The 20715-nt window shown below is 36.6% G+C and carries 18 protein-coding genes and 1 tRNA gene; 12 read left to right on the forward strand and 7 right to left on the reverse strand.

All coding sequences use genetic code 11. The features are described from left to right. Positions 1-8: 8 nt before the first annotated feature. Complete coding sequence (locus tag QF004_RS01140; protein ID WP_307421959.1) at positions 9-518, forward strand: hypothetical protein; 510 nt, start codon at positions 9-11, stop codon at positions 516-518. A 9-nt stretch (positions 519-527) separates the two neighbouring features. Continuing rightward, positions 528-1139: an inorganic pyrophosphatase gene (locus QF004_RS01145; protein ID WP_307421961.1), complete on the forward strand. Its 612-nt coding sequence runs from the start codon at positions 528-530 to the stop codon at positions 1137-1139. A gap of 259 nt (positions 1140-1398) precedes the next feature. Here QF004_RS01145 and QF004_RS01150 read toward each other — a convergent pair whose 3' ends face one another. Further along, positions 1399-1947: a hypothetical protein gene (locus QF004_RS01150; RefSeq protein ID WP_307421962.1), complete on the reverse strand. Its 549-nt coding sequence runs from the start codon at positions 1945-1947 to the stop codon at positions 1399-1401. Between the two features lie 141 nt (positions 1948-2088). On the opposite strand from QF004_RS01150, the gene QF004_RS01155 reads away from it, so the two are divergent. The 7 genes from QF004_RS01155 to QF004_RS01185 all read left to right on the forward strand — a co-directional run bounded on the left by QF004_RS01155 (position 2089) and on the right by QF004_RS01185 (position 8323). Beyond that, positions 2089-2733, forward strand: a complete 645-nt coding sequence (locus tag QF004_RS01155; protein ID WP_307421964.1) for a hypothetical protein — start codon at positions 2089-2091, stop codon at positions 2731-2733. Positions 2734-2926: 193 nt separating this feature from the next. Next, entirely contained in the window at positions 2927-3976 is a 1050-nt protein-coding gene (queA, locus tag QF004_RS01160; RefSeq protein ID WP_133440519.1) for a tRNA preQ1(34) S-adenosylmethionine ribosyltransferase-isomerase QueA, read from the forward strand. Between the two features lie 102 nt (positions 3977-4078). Beyond that, positions 4079-4426, forward strand: coding sequence for a four helix bundle protein (locus QF004_RS01165; RefSeq protein WP_307421965.1), 348 nt, complete (start codon positions 4079-4081; stop codon positions 4424-4426). A gap of 114 nt (positions 4427-4540) precedes the next feature. Beyond that, positions 4541-5575 carry a 23S rRNA (adenine(2503)-C(2))-methyltransferase RlmN gene (gene rlmN, locus QF004_RS01170; RefSeq protein ID WP_307421968.1) on the forward strand — a complete coding sequence of 345 codons (1035 nt, stop codon included), beginning with the start codon at positions 4541-4543 and terminating at the stop codon, positions 5573-5575. Then, positions 5575-6294 (forward strand): YoaK family protein, encoded by a 720-nt coding sequence (locus QF004_RS01175; protein ID WP_133440521.1) that lies wholly within the window; start codon positions 5575-5577, stop codon positions 6292-6294. Before rlmN ends, QF004_RS01175 begins: the two co-directional genes overlap by 1 nt. A 73-nt stretch (positions 6295-6367) precedes the next feature. Then, complete coding sequence (locus QF004_RS01180) at positions 6368-7252, forward strand: hypothetical protein (RefSeq protein WP_307421969.1); 885 nt, start codon at positions 6368-6370, stop codon at positions 7250-7252. Between the two features lie 93 nt (positions 7253-7345). After that, positions 7346-8323: a polyprenyl synthetase family protein gene (locus tag QF004_RS01185; protein ID WP_133440523.1), complete on the forward strand. Its 978-nt coding sequence runs from the start codon at positions 7346-7348 to the stop codon at positions 8321-8323. 179 nt (positions 8324-8502) lie between these two features. On the opposite strand, the gene QF004_RS01190 is transcribed toward QF004_RS01185, so the two are convergent. The 5 genes from QF004_RS01190 to QF004_RS01210 form a co-directional block, all read right to left on the reverse strand. Next, complete coding sequence (locus QF004_RS01190; RefSeq protein ID WP_307421972.1) at positions 8503-11022, reverse strand: copper-translocating P-type ATPase; 2520 nt, start codon at positions 11020-11022, stop codon at positions 8503-8505. A 291-nt stretch (positions 11023-11313) separates the two neighbouring features. Continuing rightward, positions 11314-11874 (reverse strand): AraC family transcriptional regulator, encoded by a 561-nt coding sequence (locus tag QF004_RS01195; RefSeq protein ID WP_307421973.1) that lies wholly within the window; start codon positions 11872-11874, stop codon positions 11314-11316. Beyond that, a complete protein-coding gene (locus QF004_RS01200; RefSeq protein WP_307421975.1) occupies positions 11858-12265 on the reverse strand; it encodes an acyl-CoA thioesterase in 408 nt (135 codons plus the stop codon). Before QF004_RS01200 ends, QF004_RS01195 begins: the two co-directional genes overlap by 17 nt. 205 nt (positions 12266-12470) lie before the next feature. After that, a complete protein-coding gene (gene yaaA / locus QF004_RS01205; protein ID WP_307421977.1) occupies positions 12471-13229 on the reverse strand; it encodes a peroxide stress protein YaaA in 759 nt (252 codons plus the stop codon). A 113-nt stretch (positions 13230-13342) separates the two neighbouring features. Then, the gene (locus tag QF004_RS01210) at positions 13343-13954 is read right to left on the reverse strand and encodes an L-threonylcarbamoyladenylate synthase (RefSeq protein WP_133440528.1); all 612 of its coding nucleotides are present in this window, start codon (positions 13952-13954) and stop codon (positions 13343-13345) included. A gap of 89 nt (positions 13955-14043) precedes the next feature. On the opposite strand from QF004_RS01210, the gene QF004_RS01215 reads away from it, so the two are divergent. From QF004_RS01215 to QF004_RS01225, 3 genes are all read left to right on the forward strand, one after another. Beyond that, a tRNA-Met gene (locus QF004_RS01215) sits at positions 14044-14116 on the forward strand. A gap of 220 nt (positions 14117-14336) precedes the next feature. Beyond that, positions 14337-15542: an exonuclease subunit SbcD gene (locus QF004_RS01220; RefSeq protein WP_307421980.1), complete on the forward strand. Its 1206-nt coding sequence runs from the start codon at positions 14337-14339 to the stop codon at positions 15540-15542. A gap of 3 nt (positions 15543-15545) precedes the next feature. Further along, entirely contained in the window at positions 15546-18578 is a 3033-nt protein-coding gene (locus QF004_RS01225; protein WP_307421982.1) for an AAA family ATPase, read from the forward strand. Positions 18579-18781: 203 nt separating this feature from the next. Here QF004_RS01225 and QF004_RS01230 read toward each other — a convergent pair whose 3' ends face one another. Next, positions 18782-20356 (reverse strand): glycoside hydrolase family 10 protein, encoded by a 1575-nt coding sequence (locus QF004_RS01230; protein ID WP_307421984.1) that lies wholly within the window; start codon positions 20354-20356, stop codon positions 18782-18784. Positions 20357-20715: the final 359 nt, after the last annotated feature.

A 20715-nucleotide genomic window follows, 5' to 3' on the forward strand; every position in this document is an offset into this window, starting at 1 on the left:
AAAAACCAATGATAGAATCGCCTTATTTTCCCTATGCATTTGCGTTATTGATTGCAGTTCCTTTTTTGATATATACCAGACAGTTTGTGTACAGCTATATCAAATTCAAAAAACAGGAACTTAATTTTTTAACCGTGAAAGGACAATCGGAGCAGAGAATTCATGCGTATGAAAGAATTACCCTTTTTCTGGAAAGAATAAAGCCGGCTAATTTAGTAACCAAATTTGATGAGAATTTAGCAGCGCACGAATACCTGTTTTTGATTGAAAAAACCATTAACGAAGAATTCGATTATAATGCCTCTCAACAGCTTTATTTAACTAAAAACTCCTGGAATAAAGTCGTAAACTGTAAAAATAATATACTGCATTTGCTCCATAAAACCTATGAAAATCTGAGCAATGAAAGTACACTTCAGGATTACAAAACAGTTTTTTTGATGAATTATATGAACGGAGAGGATTATATTTCAACCTGTATTGAAGACCTGAGAAAAGAAAATTTAATTATAAATTAAAATAAAATAATGATACCGAATTTTAAAGCACATCCATGGCACGGGATTCCTGTTGGAGATGAAGCGCCAAATGTTGTCAATGTCTTTGTGGAAATTGTACCAAGTGATACCATTAAATATGAAATCGACAAACAGAGTGGTTATTTAAAAGTTGACCGTCCGCAGCAATTCTCCAATATTATTCCTGCTTTATATGGATTCATTCCAAGAACTTACTGTCATGATGAAGTACTGAAACTTGCCCTTGAAAGCGGTGCAGAAAACGTTTCCACAGGTGATTTAGATCCTTTGGATATTTGTGTACTGAGCTCTCACAATATCCACTCCGGGGGAATGCTTATGGAAGCGTTGCCGATCGGTGGTTTTAAAATGATTGATAAAGGCGAGGCCGATGACAAAATTGTTGCCGTAATGAAAGGGGATCACGCTTTTGGTCATTTCAGAGACATTACCGAATTGCCTCAGGCAGAAGTAAAGCGTTTAATGCATTATTTCCTTACCTACAAAAACCTTCCGGATGAGCCTCCAAAATGTACCATCCACGAAGTTTACGGTGCAGAACATGCGAAAAAGGTGATTCAGGCTTCGCAGAAAGATTACGCAAATAAATTTGGTGGTTAATCCACAAATTGTTTCAAAAATTTAATAGACAAATGTTTTCATTTGTCTATTTTTATTTGACGACCTTTTTATAAGCGGCCATAAAAATGAGTGAAAGCATGAAATAAAGCTTGTGCTTTAAATTTATCATTTGTTTAAATAAAAAACAATTTACGGTAGAACGAAAATTCAATATTTTTCTTCTACCGAAAACTGTTTCAAATGAAAATATTTGAAGGTTATGTGTCGCTTAAAGACTCAGCACAAATTTAAAAATTCACTAAAGCTGAACTTTTATTTTAAAGCCTGCATTCATTTTCATTTTGATTTGATCTGCCGTAATCCTGCTTGCCTGAATCTCGATGATTAAATAATTTTGGCTGGTTCGGAAATATTCTAAAATCTCTGCATCTTCCAAAGTAAAGGAAATCGTGTTTGGATTGGTATTATTATACGCGGTGGCAATTAACCGTTCCGCTTGATTATGAGATTTTACGTAGATTCTGGCATTTTTGATGACATCCAGTTTGTTGCCTCCTTGGGAACTTACGTAATCCAGACTCAATGTATTGAGCTTTACCGATTTCAGATTATTGATGGAAAAATTGGGGTTATTCTCTTTAATTTTCGCATTTAAATCAATATTCATCGGGATTTCCGGAGTTCTTGTATATGTTGCTGTATTCACAGCTGCAAACGGAACGTCTACTGTTGCCCCAAAAGGAACATCAAATGGTGGTAAGACATCTAAAACCGAATTCACAATATCCCGACAACTTGTTGTGAAAAACAGCACCAGTATTCCGGTGAGCAATGATAATTTTTTCATAATAATAAATTTTGATTTTTCTGGAGCGTTGCATTTATCATTCCATTCATCATTTTTCAATGCAAAATTTCTATATTTGTTCTGACTGATAATTTTCATTTAAAGATAAAATGGAGTACTGGTACCTAATAAAATCATGTTATGAGAAAAATTTCTATTTTACTGTTACTGATGATGGGCAGTTTCGGTTTTGCTCAAACTTACCAATTCGATTTTCTTACCAAATATATGAGTACGAATCTTCAAAATAAACGGTCTAATGAGTTTGTTAGTTATAACAATTCAGATGATTTCTCTTATTATTTAAAGTTAAGAAAGAGTGATTCAGATTTTACGGCAACACTTTATGACCATGAAAGGAATTTAGCCCATCACTTTTCAGTAGTAGAATCTAAAGTTGGGAACGAAATTCAATTCCAATTTTTATATGTCAATACTTCTAAGTTGCAAAATATCATTAAACATGAAAATTACCGGTACGAATTTTCTGAAATCTCAGCTGATTCTCCAAAAATCATTTCTTTGAAAATTTACGCTTCAAAACGAGCAAAAAAACCAAGGGTTGAGAAGGAACTTACTCTAAAAAAGGCCAATAAAAATTTGATTCAATTATACCGTTCAGACTGGCTTCATTGGTCTGACAGCACTTATGACCTTTCTAAAATCGGAAATTACATCGTAGCAGAAAGTAAAGAAAAATTTAACAATAATATTTGTCAAACTAATTTAAAGGAATACAAAAATGTGGACCTAAAAATTACGATTCCTAAAAAATTAAAATTCTAGCCCTTTAATTCCTTGACTATTATATCCACTTTAAAATTTTAATTATTGATATTAATAGAACATTAATAGCCATAATAGAGCAAGAATGTTTTTAAAACCGTCATATACTTGACTTTGCCTTTTCAATGTCGTATATTTGCATTCCGAAAATTTTTGTTTTTCGGATCTAATTTTTAAACCGTAATTTAAAAAGATGAAAACATCCCATTTTAACTTTGACTTGCCAGAAGAGCTTTTGGCAGAACATCCATCAGAACACAGAGACGAGGCAAAACTCATGGTTCTTAACCGTGCTACTCAAACCATTGAACATAAATTATTTAAAGATGTCGTAGATTATTTCGACGAACACGACCTTTTTATCTTTAATAATACCAAAGTTTTCCCAGCAAGATTATACGGAAATAAAGAAAAAACCGGAGCTAAAATCGAAGTTTTCTTATTAAGAGAACTGGATAAAGAAACCCGCGTTTGGGACGTATTGGTAGATCCGGCCCGTAAAATCAGAATCGGTAATAAATTATTCTTTACCGAAGATGAAGGCTTGGTTGCTGAAGTTATAGACAACACCACTTCCAGAGGAAGAACTTTGCGATTTTTATACGATGGTTCTTACGAAGAATTCCGTGCAAAATTAAAAGAACTGGGCGAAACTCCTCTTCCTAAATACTTCAAAAGAGAAGTAGAACCTGAAGATGCTGAACGTTACCAAACGATTTATGCAAAACACGAAGGTGCAGTAGCAGCGCCAACCGCAGGTTTACACTTTTCTAAACATTTGATGAAAAGACTGGAAATCAAGGGAATTGATTTTGCAGAAATTACGCTCCACGTTGGTTTAGGTACCTTCAATCCTATTGAAGTTGAAGATTTATCGAAACACAAAATGGAGTCAGAGGAAGCGATTATCACTCAGGAAAACGCAGACATCATCAACAAAGCAGTGGCAGAAGGCAGAAGAGTTTGCGCCGTTGGAACCACGACGATGAGAACGATTGAAACTTCAGTTTCTTCCAACAAAAAAATCGGACCTTACCACGGCTGGACGAATAAATTTATTTTCCCGCCGCACGATTTCGGTGTAGCCAACTGCATGATTACCAATTTCCACACGCCAAAATCTACATTAATGATGATGGTTGCAGCATTCGCAGGAAAAGATTTCCTGATGCATGCTTACGAAGAAGCCATCAAGCACAAATATAAATTTTATTCTTACGGTGACGCGATGCTGATCATCTAAGAAATTAAAAGAGCCAAGTAAAAAGTAAAAAGAACCAGGTAAAATGCTTGAGTTTTAATATAATTTAGAAAGGTTATCTTTAGTAAATCAAAATTTTTTATCATGAAAAAGAATGATTTACTAGAGAGAACCTTTTGGTTTGGAATTCATTGTCTGAAATTTTTAAGGAAACTTCCAAATGATCCAGAATATCGATTAATACGATTTCAATTGGGAAAATCTTCAACTTCACTTGGTGCTAATTATGAAGAATCTCAGGCTGGATCTTCAAAAGCAGATTTTAAAAATAAAGTTAAAATTTCTTTACGAGAGACAAGAGAATCTTATTATTGGCTCAGAGTGATTAAAGCACTCGACGAAGTGGAAAATGAAGAATTAAATAAATTATTAGTAGAAAGTACTGAACTAAAAAACATCTTTGGAGCAATAGTAAATAACACAAAGTTATAAATCGGCTACTTATAGGGCTTAGAAAAACAAATCCAAGTAATATCAGAGCCATAGTGAACATTCAATTGTAAAACTTGGCTCTTTTTACTTTTTACTTGGCTCTTATATCAAATTATGAAAGACATCCGAACTTTATCGCTCGATCAGTTACAGGAATATTTCGTCTCTTTAGGCGAGAAACCTTTTCGTGCAAAGCAGGTCTATGACTGGCTTTGGAGCAAAAACATGCATTCGGTCGATGAGATGACGAATCTTTCGAAAGATCTGAGAGACCGTATTTCACAGGAATACATCATCAATCCGATTTCGGTAGATCAACTTCAAAGGTCGAAAGACGGAACCATTAAAAACGGCGTGAAATTACACGACGGCCTTTTGGTAGAATCTGTTCTGATCCCGACTGAAACAAGAACTACAGCCTGCGTTTCTTCACAAGTTGGCTGTTCGCTGAACTGCGAGTTTTGCGCCACCGCAAAACTCAAAAGAATGCGGAATCTGGAAGTTGCAGAAATCGTTGATCAGGTGGCGTTGATCGACAGACAAAGTAAATTATATTTTGGCCGGCCACTTTCAAATATCGTGTTTATGGGAATGGGCGAGCCGATGATGAATTACAAAAACGTTGTAGAATCCATCCGAAAAATCACGGAACCTGAAGGAATGGGAATGTCACCACGACGGATTACCGTTTCAACCTCCGGAATACCGAAGATGATCAAAATGTTGGCTGATGAAGATATTCGCGTTAAATTGGCGCTTTCTTTACATTCCGCTATTGAGAAAAAAAGGAACGAAATCATGCCTTTTTCTGATAAATTCCCTTTAACCGATATTATGGATTCCCTAAAATATTGGTACGAAAAAACAGGAAACGTTATTACTTTCGAATACTGCGTCTGGAAAGGAATCAATGATCAGGACGAAGATATCAAAGCATTAATTAGATATTGCAAACAAATTCCAAGCAAAGTCAACTTAATTCAATATAACCCAATCGGAGACGGAAAATATGACCAGTGCAATAAAGCAGCGGAAGACAATTACGTTCGGCAGTTAGAAAAAGCAGGGATTACCGTGATGATCCGCAGAAGCCGCGGCGGCGATATCGATGCAGCTTGCGGACAACTCGCCAATAAAAGCAGTGAGTAATGTTTTCGCACATCGGCAAAACCAGAACTCCCAGACATAACCTTGGAATCGCTTCGCTCCTTTCTTTTGTGGCGGGCCTGGTGAATGTGGTAGGCTTTTTCTCCGTTCAGAAATTAACCACCAATGTGACAGGGCATTTCGCCTTTTTTGTCGATGAAGTTTTCAAACTCAATTTCGAAAATGCCTTTCATGTCGCGCTGTTTGTTTTCTCCTTTTTCTCCGGTGCTTTTTTTGCCAATTTTACGGTCGAAATCTATTCCAGAATCAGGGAAAATGAAACCTATGTTTTCCCCATTATTACCGAAGCGTTCATACTTACAATCATTGCATTCACGGGAAATTATCTGATAAAGACAAATCCCGATGTCATCGCTTACAGCTTGCTTTTTGCCATGGGAATGCAGAACTCGTTGGTGACCAGCATATCGAAATCGATTGTCCGCACGACTCACTTAACCGGACTTTTTACCGATATGGGCATCGAATTTTCTCAGTTGTTTTTTTATAAAGATCAATTCCACAAACGCAGATTACTGAAATCTATAAAATTAAGGGTTACTATCATCTTCATGTTCTTTGTAGGAGGCGTTTCGGGCGGCGTTTTATTCGAGCATTTTGGCATCCAATCTTTAATTCTCGGGTCCGTAATTTTAATTGGCGGATTGCTTTATGATTTCATTAAAATCAGATTCCTTTTATTAAAAAGAAAAAGTGGATGAACACATCAAAGCAATGTGAATGCTGTGGTTTTTTAAACAATGTAAACAGCCTCTGAATAAGTAAAAATAGTAAATGAATAAGTTTTTTGTTGTACTTTCGATATTGTGTTCACTGAGTTTTTCTGCTCAGCAGGATTATAATTGGTTCAAAATTAACCGCTACAAAACAGCAGTTTTCGGCGATTCCCTGAAAGAAAACTCTGGCTTGGATTTTTTCAACAACCGTCTTTTCACCATCAGCGATAGCGGAAACAGTTCAGAAATTTTCGAAATTGACAGAAATTCAGGGAAAATCAAGAATGTTTTTAAAACCAATTTAATTAATAAAGACTGGGAAGCAATTGCCTCAGATTCTGCCAACTTGTACATTGGTGATTTCGGTAACAATGTCGGTTCCAGGAAAGATTTAGTGATTTATAAAATTCCTTTTGACAGCGCTGTTAGCGCTTCAAGCACTATCAACGCTCAGGAGATTTCCTTCTATTATCCCGAACAGAAAGATTTCACCCCGAAAAATACAAACAATGATTTCGATGCAGAAGCCATGATTTTTTTAAACGGAAAAATTCACATTTTCACTAAAGAATGGGTTTCAAAATCTACGACACATTACACCATTGATCCCGCTATTGCAGAGAGTCAGCCTGCACAAAAAACAGAAACGTTTTCAACAGGTTACGTTGTTACAGATGCAGCTTATTTTGAGAACAAATTATATCTGGTAGGGTATACCAAAAAAGCCGAAGTGTTTCTTTCTGTTTTCAATGAAGCCGAACCCGGAATTTTCTTTAAAGAAAAACCAAAGAAATATTACCTGGGAAGTTCTTTAAGCATCGGACAGATCGAAGGAATTGCAGTTGATGAAAAAGGAATTTATATTTCCGGTGAGGAATTTAATTTACCTGTTTTTAAAGTAAAACCGTACTTATACTTTATTCCTTTTGAAAAGCTGAAATAAATCAATCTGAATGCCCCAATAAATTCTGACATATTCTTTATTTATAATTATCTTTGTGCCTATTCATAAATTCTAATCCTTTATCAATCATTTGTGGCGAACATCGTAGAAGAAATAAAAAAACCGATTAATGCAGAGATGAAACTTTTTGAACAGAAGTTTTATGAATCGATGCAGAGCAATGTGGCACTTTTGGATAAAGTTACCCGATTTATCGTGACGACCAAAGGGAAACAGATGCGCCCGATGTTTGTATTTCTCTGTGCGAAATTAGTAGGTGAAGTGAATGAAAAATCTTTCCGTGGCGCGTCTATGATCGAGTTGATTCATACCGCAACTTTGGTGCATGATGATGTGGTTGATGAAAGTTTCAAACGCCGTAATTTCTTTTCAATCAATGCGTTGTGGAAAAATAAGATTGCGGTTTTAGTCGGGGATTATTTATTATCCAAAGCGGTTTTACTTTCTACAGATCATAAAGATTTCGATTTACTTGCAGTAATTTCCAGAACGATTCGCGAAATGGCGGAAGGTGAATTATTACAACTCGAGAAAGCCCGGAAACTTGATATTACCGAAGAGGTGTATTACGAAATTATCCGCCAAAAAACGGCGACCCTCATTGCGGCTTGTTGCGAAATCGGTGTACTTTCTGCAAGCAGTGATGAAACTTTAGCCAAAAAAATGATGGAATTCGGCACCCATACCGGAATGGCTTTTCAGATCAAAGATGATCTGTTCGATTATCTGACGACTACGATTATCGGAAAACCTGTCGGAATCGACATCAAAGAGCAGAAGATGACTTTGCCCTTAATTCATGCTTTAAAAATTGCCAGCGAAAAAGACCGTAAGTATTTTTTCACCACGATAAAACGCTACAATAACGACCAGAAAAGAGTTAAAGAACTCATTGAATTTGTAAAAAAATCCGGCGGTCTGGATTATGCGGTAGGCAAAATGAAAGAATATCAGCAAAAAGCAAAAGATATTTTGGCCGGTTTCCCCGAGTCGGAAGCCAAGAAATCATTACACTTAATGCTCGATTACGTTATTGAAAGAAAGTTCTAAATCTTTCTGAAATAAATCACTTTTTATTCAGCCACAAATCTTAAAAATCCCAAAAATTTTAAGGAATATTAATGGACAACTTAAGCGTTGAGTTTCAATTAAAAAGTTGAAATTATTAAGATTTCTTTCAGAAATTAGTAGAAAACATTTATAGGAATAAGGCTTTTTGGTGAATGATATTAGTCGATTTTCAAGTTGGTATTATTCAACCGCAACGAATTTAAAATCACCGAAACCGAACTGAAACTCATTGCGGCCGCCGCAATCATCGGACTCATCAGAATTCCGAAAATAGGGTAGAGCAGTCCCGCTGCCACAGGAATTCCCAGCGTATTGTACACAAAGGCAAAGAACAAATTCTCTCTGATGTTTTTCAATAATTTTTCACTTAAGATTTTTGCTTTTGCAACGCCCAGAATATCACCTTTCAATAAAGTAACCTGAGCACTTTCAATGGCAACATCGGTTCCGGTTCCCATTGCAATCCCTACGTTTGATTGTGCTAAAGCTGGTGCATCATTAATTCCATCACCGGTCATTGCTACAATTTTCCCTTCGTTCTGGAGCCGTTTAATTTCTGCTAATTTATCATGCGGAAGACAGTTTGCGAAATATTTTGCAATCCCCAATTCATGAGCAACGGCTTTTGCAGTATGTTCGTTATCGCCGGTCATCATTATCACTTCTACATTATTCTTTTGCAGATACTGAATAGCGCGTTTCGAACTTTCTTTAATATTATCTGAAAAGCTGAGGATTCCCAACACCTGATTTCCTTTTGCTAAGAAAGAAATGGTTTTCGCCTGATCTTCATTTTCCTGAATTTTTTGCTGTAAAGATTCTGGAATTTCAATATTAAACTGTTTTAAAAGAGCAGAATTCCCAAGTAAAACAGTTTCACCTTTAATCATTCCTTTTACACCTTTCCCGGAAATGTTTTTAAAGTTTTCTACCTTTTCAAAATCCTGATTCTCTTTTTTAAATTCATTTAAAACTGCATTCGAAAGTGGATGTTCAGAATTCTGATTCAAGGAAGCCGCTAATTTTAAAACCAAATTCTGATCATTATTTTCTGCAGCAATTACTTCATCCAGTTTTGGCTTTCCTTCTGTTAAAGTACCTGTCTTGTCGGTAATTAAAACGTTTACTTTATGCATTTGTTCAAGGGCTTCAGCGTTCTTAATAAGGATTCCGTTTTTCGCTCCTTTTGCAATTCCAACCGTTAAAGACATCGGCGTTGCCAATCCTAACGCGCATGGACAAGCCACAATTAAAACAGCAACAGCGTTGACCAAAGCATAAATCAGGGCATTTTCTCCGCCAAAAATCCGCCAGAAAATAAAAGTCAAGATGGATATTCCGATAACGGTAGGAACAAAAATTTTCGATATTTTATCGGCTAATTTCTGTATCGGAGCCTTGCTTTTGGTGGCGTCATTCACCATCTTGATGATTTGCGAAAGCAAAGTCTGTTCGCCCACTTTTTCGGCTTTCATCAAAAAGCTGCCGTTTCCGTTGATCGTCCCGGAAGTCACCATCATCCCCGAAGTTTTCTCTACCGGAATCGGTTCGCCCGTAATCATGCTTTCGTCCACATTCGAATTCCCTTCAGTTATTTTTCCGTCAACCGGAATTTTTTCTCCCGGTTTTACCCGTAATATATTTCCAATTTGAACTTCAGAAAGCGGAACTTTCTTCTCAACATTATTAATGATTAAATTCGCTTCATCAGGAGAAAGGTTCATTAATTCCTCGATCGCTTTTCCGGTTTTCTGATGCGCTCTGGCTTCGAGCATTTGTCCCATAATCACCAGAGTCAATATAACAGAAACGGACTCGAAGTAAAGCGGTATTTTTCCGCCATGGGTAATTTCGTGCGGTAAAATTTCCGGGAATACTAAAGCGACCAGACTGAATAAAAATGCGGCTGCTGCGCCTAACGCGATCAGCGAGAACATATTGAGATTCCAGGTTTTAAAGGAAATCCAGCCTCTTTTTAATAAGAACCAACCCGCGTAAAAAATCACAGGAATTGATAGTAAAAGTTCTAAAATTCCCTGTACCTTATTAGAAAAAGGAAATTCAAACCACATTCCTCCCATCGATAAAATAAATACCGGAATGGTAAAAATTAAGGAAATCAGAAATTTGTTTTTTAGAAGTTTGTAAGTGCCATCACCGGAAGTTTTTTCTCCTTTTTCCGGAATTTTCACCAGATCCATTCCACAAACCGGGCAACCGACATTGGAGTCATAAACTTTGTCGCCTTCGCAAAACATTGGACAGTAATATTTTCCTGCGTTATTTACCTGATCGATCACTGGTGCTGCTTTTTTTTCACCGCTATGAGGATGATGATGGGATGACGCATTTACCAAATCCTGCGTGATTTCTTCGAGATGCATGTGGCAAACCGAGCAGCCTGTATCAGAGGCATAAGTTTTATCGCTTTCGCAGAACATCGGACAAAAATATTCCCCGATTTTATTTTCGAAATTTTCAGGCAGATTTGTTTTTGAAAAAGTCTGTGGTTTGTTTTGATAATCAGCTCTTTCTTCGATGGGAACCAGATACATATTGCACACTGGGCAACGTTTTCCCGGTGTAAAATACACTTTTTCGCCTTCGCATTCCATGGGGCAATAATAAACGGAACTTGGTGAAATCCTTTCGGACGGAGGTATGTTTGATGGAGACATTTTAAATTTTATTTACAATTTTCCGGCTTTTTTTTCTAAAGCTGTTATAAAGATAAGGAAGTTTGTTATGAAATTTAGAATAAGTTCATTCTGCTCAGGGCAAAATGCATTAAAACCGCACTGTTCCCTCAATAAATCTTAGTTCTGATTCATAAATATAAAAATTAGAAAATAATTTTGAGCAAACTAATATTCAAAGAATTGTATTTATTAAAAGTACTGCCTTCTTTTTCTTTAATTTAATCCGGTTTTTAGTCCCTTTTGTTTAATCTCTCGTTTGAGGAATGAAAATTAAACCTGATCGAGAGCGATCCGGTTTTTAGATTTCAGTTTTTTAAAGGAAGTAGGATTGAATCCTGTGCAGTTTTTAAACTGAGCAGAAAGATACTGAACACTTTTGTATCCTAATTTTTGGGAAATTTCAGTCAGTGTAAATTCGTTGTATAAGAGAAGTTCTTTGGCTTTTTCAATTTTTTGCAGAATAAAATATTGTTCCAAAGTGACATTTTCATGCGTTGAAAAAGTCTTTGAAAGCAAACTGTAATCCTTTGCAAAATGTGCACTGATGAATTTTGACAAAGTAAAATCCTCATCAATGTCTAAGTCAGCGATTTTAAGAATAATGATTTTCTTTATGTGTTCGGTCTGAGTTTTTACCGCATTTTCCAGAATCTCGAAACCCTGTTTTTTGAGATGTTCATTCAGGATTTTCAATTCTGCCTGCGAAAGTAAATTTACCGTTTCGATTTCGCCCAGTTCCAGATTGGAAACCGGGATTTTCAACTCCACAAATAGGGTATTAACCGCCGAGATACAGCGGTCACAAACCATATTTTTAATATTGATCTTCATCTTTATTTTTTAACCGGTCGGCAATAAATTCAATTTTTGTTTTCCCGTGCTTTGTCGGTTTTCCTTCCATATTCACTCCAACAAATATGATTTTATCAATGGTAATAATAGTTTGGCGTGTCATCACATTGCGGACTTCGCACCTTAAAGTGATACTGGTATTCCCAAAATCAATGGCTTCAATCCCGATTTCAATAATATCGCCTTGTTTTGCTGAGCTCACAAAATTAATTTCAGAAATATATTTGGTGACGCACCGCGGCGTTTCGAGCTGTACAATCGCATATAATGCTGCTTCTTCGTCGATCCACTGCAGGAGCCGGCCACCGAATAAAGTATGATTAGGATTTAAATCTTCTGGTTTGATCCATTTTCTGGTATGGTAATTCATTTTTTTTATTTCTAATTAATACTTATTATTTTCAGTACAAAGATATTATAAAGTATTATTATTTAAGTGATTATGGTATAAAGACTCTTATTTTAGCAAAGAAAATTTAAACTCCAGTTCAATTTCCAAAAGGAAATCTTAATTACTCTTCATTTCTTAATGTTTAAAAATGACAGTGTTATTACAAGCACTCTTTTATTTCATCTTATCTTGTAAAAACAAGTTTGGTTTCGGTGGATAACTTTTCATCAATCCGGTAGTTTTCGAGGTTGAAACCTTTTACTTCATCCAATGTTTTCACCTCATTCTGAGCACAATATCTAGTGACTAAACCTCTTGCATGTTTGGTGTAAACCACGATGGTTTTTAGTTTTCCCTCTTTATATTCATAGAAATCAAAATCGATAATCGGTGCTTTTAATTTTGTTTTATCAATGACTTTGAAATATTCTTTACTCGCTAAATTCAGAACAAAATCTTTTGATTTTAATCCATTGTTAAGTTGCTCTGTAACTTTGTCTTTCCAGAATTCATAGAGGTTTTTGTATTGGTCGAACTCAAATTTCCGACCCATTTCCAGACGGTAAAGCATTACTTTATCCGAAGGTTTCAGCAAACCATATAAACCGGAAAGTATTCTGTAATTTTTCTGAAGATATTTAACTGATTTTTCGTCCAGCGATTTGGCATCCAAACCGCGGTAAACTTCGCCGCTGAAAGCCATTAAAGCTGGTGCAGATTCTTTTGAAGACGGTTGGGCTTTCCAGTTTTGATTTCTCTCCCAGTTTTCATCAGCCAGTTTTGAAGAAATCTCCATGAGCTCTGATAAATATTGGGGAGATTTCTGTTTTAAAGTTTGTTGTATAAAGTCGGCCTCTTCAATGAAATGCGGTTGCGTTGGTTTTAGAAATTCACTTGAATTTTCTATGTTCATGAGTTTTGCCGGCGATGTAATGATTTTCATGTTCTGAAATAATATAATAATGTTGCAGTTGGAAATACAGCGGATTCCAGTTTCCTGTCTAGAATTTTTATCGAAAAATCCAGAAGGAAACCTTGGAGAAAAGTAGAATAAAACTAAAAAACTCCTTTTCCCTGACGGAGAATTTCAGGTTCGCCAGTGGTGAGATCTACAATGGTAGAGGCCACATTATCACCATAACCTGAATCGATAACGATATCTACCAAATGATCATATTTTTCTGCAATCAGTTCGGGATCCGTAGAATACTCGATCACTTCATCATCATCTTTAATCGAAGTAGAGGCAATCGGGTGGCCTAATTTCTGAACAATCAGCTGCGGGATGATATGGTCAGGCACGCGGATTCCGACTGTCTTATTGCCTTTGTAAGCAAGGGGTAAATTTTTGTTGGCTTCTAAAATAAAAGTAAACGGTCCGGGAACATTATTCTTTAAATACCGGAAAGTACTGGTATCAATCGGTCGCGAAAATTCGGACAGGTGACTTAAATCGTTACAGATGATTGAAAAATGGGCTTTTTCCAACTTGATTTTTTTGATCTGAGCCAACTTTTCCATTGCACGGATATCAAAAATATTGCAACCCAACGCGTAAACAGTGTCGGAAGGATAAATAATCAATCCACCATTTTTCAACGTACGGACGACCTGATCAAGAAGGTTTTCCTGAGGATTATCGGGATATATTTTTAGAATTTTTGCCATATACAAATTTACTAAAAATAGATGAATAAAAGTTTTTTCAGATAAAATTTGGAAGTTTAGATAATAGTTGTATATTTGCACCACAATAACGCGGGGTAGAGCAGTAGGTAGCTCGTCGGGCTCATAACCCGGAGGTCGCACGTTCGAGTCGTGTCTCCGCTACTAAGTAAAGAGAATCAAGAAATTGGTTCTCTTTTTTTTGTGGGCAATTGTCACCGACAGGTGCTCTTTTCGGGGATTTTAAAAGTTTTCTGAGTACCTTTAAAAAAATAGGAATTTAAATACTCTAAATGACGTGGGATCCTTTCCGATGATCCATTTTTCAAGTCTGGTGAACTTATGGAATTAATCCTGTTTTAAAATTCTTCCTTACATTTGGATCATGAAAATTCTGCATACCGCCGATTGGCATTTGGGTAAACGGTTAGACCGCTTTTCGCGTCTGGAAGAACAGGTTTTAGTTTTGAATGAAATCATAGAAATCGCCGATGAGCAGAAAGTAGATCTGGTTCTGGTTGCCGGCGATTTGTTTGATAATTTTAATCCAGGAGTTGAAGCCATCGAACTCTTCTATAAAACTTTGAAACGGTTATCATTAAATGGGAAACGTCCTGTTATCGCCATATCGGGAAATCACGATGCTCCCAATTTGATCGATGCTCCCAATCCTCTAGCACGCGAATGTGGTATTATTCTCATTGGGCATCCCAATGCTGAAGTTCATCCTTTTGAACTCGAAAATTTTAAAATAACCAATTCTGCCCAAGGTTTCTTAGAATTAAAATTAAACGGTTTTGATTTTCCAATCCGGATTTTGCATACGCCTTACGCCAATGAAGTCCGGTTAAAAGAATATTTTGGTGAAAATAAAGAACAGGCGCTTAATCAGGTTTTAGCGGAAAACTGGGCAAGGATTACCGATGAATTCTGCGATGAAAAAGGAGTCAATCTTTTGATGGCTCATTTGTATATGAATAAAAAAGGAGCCGCGATTCTGGAAGAACCCGACGGTGAAAAACCGATTAAAATCGGAAACGCAGATTTGATTTTTTCAGAAACCATTCCTCCGCAGATTCAATATACCGCTTTGGGACATCTCCACGGTTTTCAAAATATCGGAACGCCGGAAAAACCGGTCGTTTATTCGTCGTCGCCTCTGTGCTACAGTTTCAGTGAAGCAGGGCAGACCAAATATATTTCGATTATAGAAGCCCAACCGAATCAGGCGGTTTCATTTGAGAAAATTGCTTTGAAAAACGGAAAACCTTTGTTTCGGAAAACCTTTGATTCCGTTGAAAAGACAATCGACTGGCTGACCGAGAATCCAAATACTCTGGTAGAATTGACACTGGAAAGCGAAACTTTTCTGAAAGCCGAAGAGCGCAAACAGATTTATCAGTCGCATGGTGGAATTGTTCATCTGATTCCGAAAGTTAAAAATCAGGAATTTGCTGTAAATAATTTACATGAAATCAATCTCGATCAGGATATTCAGTCTTTGTTTCAGGATTATTTTAAATCTAAAAACAATGGCCAACAGGCTAATGAAGACCTTCTTAATTTGTTTAATGAAATTTTAAATCCTTAATTCATGATTCCTGTTCAACTCACACTCGAAGGTTTATATTCTTATCAGGAAAGACAAACCATTGATTTTAAAAACCTTACAGAATCCGGTCTTTTCGGAATTTTCGGAGCGGTCGGTTCCGGAAAATCATCCATTTTGGAAGCGATTTCGTTTGCTTTATACGGCGAAACAGAACGGCTGAATGCAAGAGATAAGCGGGCCTACAATATGATGAATCTGAAATCAAACCGGTCTTTTATTGAATTTGATTTCTTTAATTTTGAAAATAAGAAATTTCGTGCGACCAGAGAATTTAAACGGAATTCTAAAAACTTTGACGATGTGAAACCGTCGAATGTTGTTTTTTATGAATGGAAAGAAAACCGGTGGGAACCTTTGGAACATGTAAATCCGGAAAAAATAATCAATCTTACGTATGCGAATTTCAAACGCACGATTATTATTCCGCAAGGCCAGTTCAAAGAGTTTCTGGAACTGGGCGCGACCGACAGAACCAATATGATGAAAGAGATTTTCAATCTGTATCGGTTCGATCTGCAGAATAATGTTTCCGGTCTGAATGCGAAAAACAAATCTGAACTGGATCAGTTAGAAGGCCAGCTGAAAGGTTTTGAAGAAATAAATGAAGAACAGATTGCTGCTCAGAAAGAAGATTTAACCTTGCTTCAGAAAAAGTTTGATGACGTAAAAAAAGAATTCAGTGAAATTGATAAAAAATACCAGCTTCAAAAGAATCTGAAAACAGATTTTGAACTTTTAAATGAGAAGCAGGAAAGCTTTAAAAAACTTTCGCTTGGAAAAACAGATATTGATTTATTGGAGAAACAAACGGAACGGTTTGATCAGATTTTCAAATTGTTCAATCCTTTACTTAATGAGAAAAATAAACTTCAGAAAGAAATTGATTTCAAACAAAAAGAGAAAGGAATTCAAAGTGAAGTTTTAGCAAAAACAGAAGCTAAATTTAATTTATTAAAAAAAGATATTGAAGCGATTTTGCCTCAATATGAAGGTCTGGAACAGTCTAAAATTAAGGAAAATGATCTGCGTTTAATCCTGCAAATGCTGCAGTTTTCAGACGAAATTAAAATCCTGAAAAACCGAACTGAAAAAGGTTCTGAAAAAGTAAAAGAGGTTGCTGAAAATCAAAAAAACATTAAAGAGAAAATTGATGTTTTGGTGAAAAATTCAGAGCTTTTGAAATCGCAAAGATTGGATGCTCAACTATTATTAAATGTCGGAAACTGGTTTTCAAAAAAGAGAAATTTAACGGAAATTCTTCAAGCCCAACTCAAGAAAGCAGATGATTTAAATTTAGAAATTCAGAAAATTTTTGAGGAATTGAAACCATTTACTATTGATGTTGAAACTTTTAAAAATGATTTTAAACTAAAGAATGATACTTTAGAAACTCAGAAAAAAAGTCTTTCAGAAAAAAGAAATCAACTGGAAGTTCAGCAGCAACTGGCGCATTTTGCCAATGAACTGCACGACGGAGAATCCTGTCCGCTTTGTGGCGCTTTGGAGCATCCGGATATTGTTGAATTTGAAGATGTGAAAAGTGAACTTTCTGCAGTTGCTGAGCAAATTATTGCGATTGAAAACCAGCAGAAAGAACTGCAACAGACAAGTTCGGAAATTGAAAAAATTCTGGCGAAAAAGAAATTCTTTGAAAGCCAGTTAAAAACAGAAAAAGAAGCTTTTGATCACATAAAAACGGAAGTTGATACCCTTCAAAATATTTTTATCTGGAAGGAATTTAATGCTGAAAATGAACCTGATTTTGAACTGAAACGACAACAGTCTTTTGACCTCGAAAAACAAATTGAAACACTAAGCCAGGAGATTTCTCAAGAGCAGAATAAACTGGAAAAAGAGCGTGAAAGCCTGGATAAACTCAATAAAGCGTTAGAAGATTTCAAATTAAAAGAAAACGAAGTTGAAACGAAATTCAAAACCAATCAGTCAAATTTGAAGAATTTATTTTGGGAAGAATTCAGCAAGAAATCTGTGGAGGAGGTGGAAGAGCGTTTTCAGAATCTCTCAAAATCAAATCTGAAAACCGAACACGAATACCAAAATTTAATTCAACAGGAAAAAGAACTTTCGCCAAAGTTTGCTGAGCAGAAAGCGGTTTCCGAACAATTGGGAAAACGAATTGCGGAATTGGAAAAAGAAATTTCAGAAAACAGGACTGTTTTAATTCAATACTTAACAGATTATCAATTTAATAATTTAGAAGAAGTTGAAACCATTTTAGCGCAGGAAATCAATGTTCAAAATAATAGAAATCAGATCCAGAAATTTAGAATTGATTTTGAAACTCTGAAAAATGGAGTGGAAGAATTATCACTAAAATTAAAAGGTTTTTCTTTTGACGAATCGCAGTTTGCTGCTTTGGAAACTCATTTTAAAACGGGTGAAAATGAATTGAAAACCGCAAATGATAATGTGGTAAAACTAAGTTCGGAAATCGACAGACTTGAAAAAGAATTTAAGAAAAAAGAAGATCTTTTAAAAGAATTAGCGAAACTTCAAAAGCGTGCAGATCATCTGAAAATAATGACGAATCTCTTTAAAGGAGCGGGTTTTGTGCAATATGTTTCTTCCATTTATTTAAGACAATTGTGCGATCATGCGAATATTCGTTTTCACCGGATGACCCGAAATCAACTGAGTCTTCAACTGAATGAAAATAATGATTTTGAAATCGTGGATTTTCTGAATGAAGGCAGAAGCCGAAGTGTAAAAACCTTGTCTGGCGGACAATCTTTTCAGGTTTCTCTAAGTCTGGCTTTGGCTTTGGCAGAAAGTGTTCAGGCGAATGCGCAGGCGAAAAAGAATTTCTTCTTTATCGATGAAGGTTTCGGAACTCAGGATCTGGAATCGGTGAATGTTGTTTTTGAAACCCTGACCAATTTGCAAAAAGAAAACAGAATTGTCGGCATTATTTCCCACGTTGAAGAACTGAAAGAAAAAATGCCGGTTTCGCTGAATATCATCAAAGATGAAGAAAGAGGAAGTTTGATTTTTTAACCATAAAAGTCACAAAAGATAAATAGCTGGAAAATTTTAAAGTCCAACTTTCAGAAAAGCACAAAAGTAAAATCTATAGATTTTACTTTTGTGCTTTTCTTAGTGATTTCTGAATTAAGCCTTTGTGACTCCTTTGTAGTTTTTAGATTTTGATATTCAAATTCATTATCGTTTTTCTTAGCTAAAATCCTCTGCTTTTTCTGCTACAGTTTTTTCGAGTCATAGTCACTTTCATTTCCTAGCCGGTCCACCGATTTCAGTGCAACCGTATTCAGTTTTTTGCCATTTTTATTTAAAGGTAAATTCCTGGAAACGATATCTTTTTCTAAGATTTCAGTTTCCCAGGTGTCTCCGTTTTTCACATACAGAATCCATTGGAAAACATTCGCAGCATCCAAAGCATTCCATTTAATACTTACAGAATTGCCGTTGTTTTCAACAGACAAATTGGGTTTATCCAAAGGTTTTGCTTTGATCCAGGGTGTTCTCGGAATCAAGGCCTGCGTTTGATAGGCGTTTTTTACAGCGTTGAACATGTCCACATTTTTTGATAATCCATCGACGCTGTAATGTACCGTTCCCGAACTGTTTTTTAAAATCTGGCGTGTCAGGTTAATTTGCGAAACGATCTCTGCCGGACGGTCACTTACGCCATTGAGCCCAATCGTGTTCAAACCCGGATAAAGATGACGTTTCTGGGTGTTCTCACTTTCCCACCATTTCAGCAGCGCAGGGAAACTTTGGGGGCCGTCATTTTTCCAGTAGAGTTGGGGCGAGAAATAATCCAGCCACCCTTGGTTCAGCCATAATTTGGCATCGGCGTATAATTCGTCGTATTGGGAAGAACCTTTGATTCCTTCCGGAAAACCGGGTTTCCAGATTCCAAAAGGACTGATTCCAAACTGCACATAACTTTTTTCGGCTTTGATTTCATCATGAATTCTTTTGATGAATTTATTCACGTTTGCTCTTCGCCAGTCTGCCCGCGAAAGGTTTCCGCCTTGCTTCAGGTAATGGTTCCAGCTTTTGTTGTCCGGAAAATCTTTCCCGCCATTGTATTCTCTATACGGATAAAAATAATCGTCGATGTGGACTGCATCGATATCATAGCGTTTTACGAGATCCTTAATCACTTTTGAAGCATGATCCTGGGTTTTCCCGTCAGACGGATCCATCCAGTACATCCCGTTGCGGAGTTTGACGATTTGGTCAGGCATTTTCTTAATCAGTGATTCTTCGGTAATCGGCCCGCCTGTGGTGTGGTGAGCGCGGTAGGGATTCAACCAGACATGCAATTCCATTCCTCTTTTATGAGCTTCTGTGATCCAGAATTCTAACGGATCATAAAAAGGCATCGGAGCTTTACCAATGGAACCGGTCAGGAAATAAGACCAGGGCTCCAGATCGCTTTTATACATCGCATCTGCGGAAGGCCTTGCCTGAAAAATAACGGCATTGAAATTAGCATTTTTCAGTAAATCCAGAATTTTGATGGCTTCGTCTTTTTGCTGTTGCGTTGTCAGATTATTTTTTGAAGGCCAGTTGATATTCGCGACGGTCGCAATCCAGGCAGCACGGAATTCGCGGTTCACTTCCGGAAGGTCGAGGCTGATTTTTTTCTCGGGATCCGGCAGCGGTGTGACGGGTTTCGGAGGCAAAGGTTTGGTGGTGGTCACCGGTTTTTTAGCCACCTGTTTCGCAGGTTTTTGGGTAGAACAGGAATTGATGAAAATTGCTGTTGCAACCAGTACGGTATATTGTAAGTTTCGGATATTCATGGGACAAAAATACTATTATTATAAGAACTGAAAAATCGGCGTTATTGTATGCAGGGTTTTCATAAATTAAAATAGTACGCAGAGACGCAATGTTTTGCGTCTCCTTTTAAAACAGAATGTTTTGCGTCTTTTAAGACGCAAAACATTGCGTCTATAATTACAACGCCCATAAAGACGTAAAACGGTTTCATTCATTCCCGCAGAGACGCAGTTATTCCCGCAGAGACGCAGCAGTTATTCCCGCAGAGACGCAATGCATTACGTCTCTATTTTTAAATTGATAATTATCCCATTTTTCGGGATTATTGATAATGTATTGGGAAATCCTTTCAAATTCTCCCTCATTGCGGATAATGTGA

Origin of the sequence: Chryseobacterium sp. MDT2-18 (assembly GCF_030815285.1) — a bacterium.
GTDB classification, from domain to species: domain Bacteria; phylum Bacteroidota; class Bacteroidia; order Flavobacteriales; family Weeksellaceae; genus Kaistella; species Kaistella salivictor.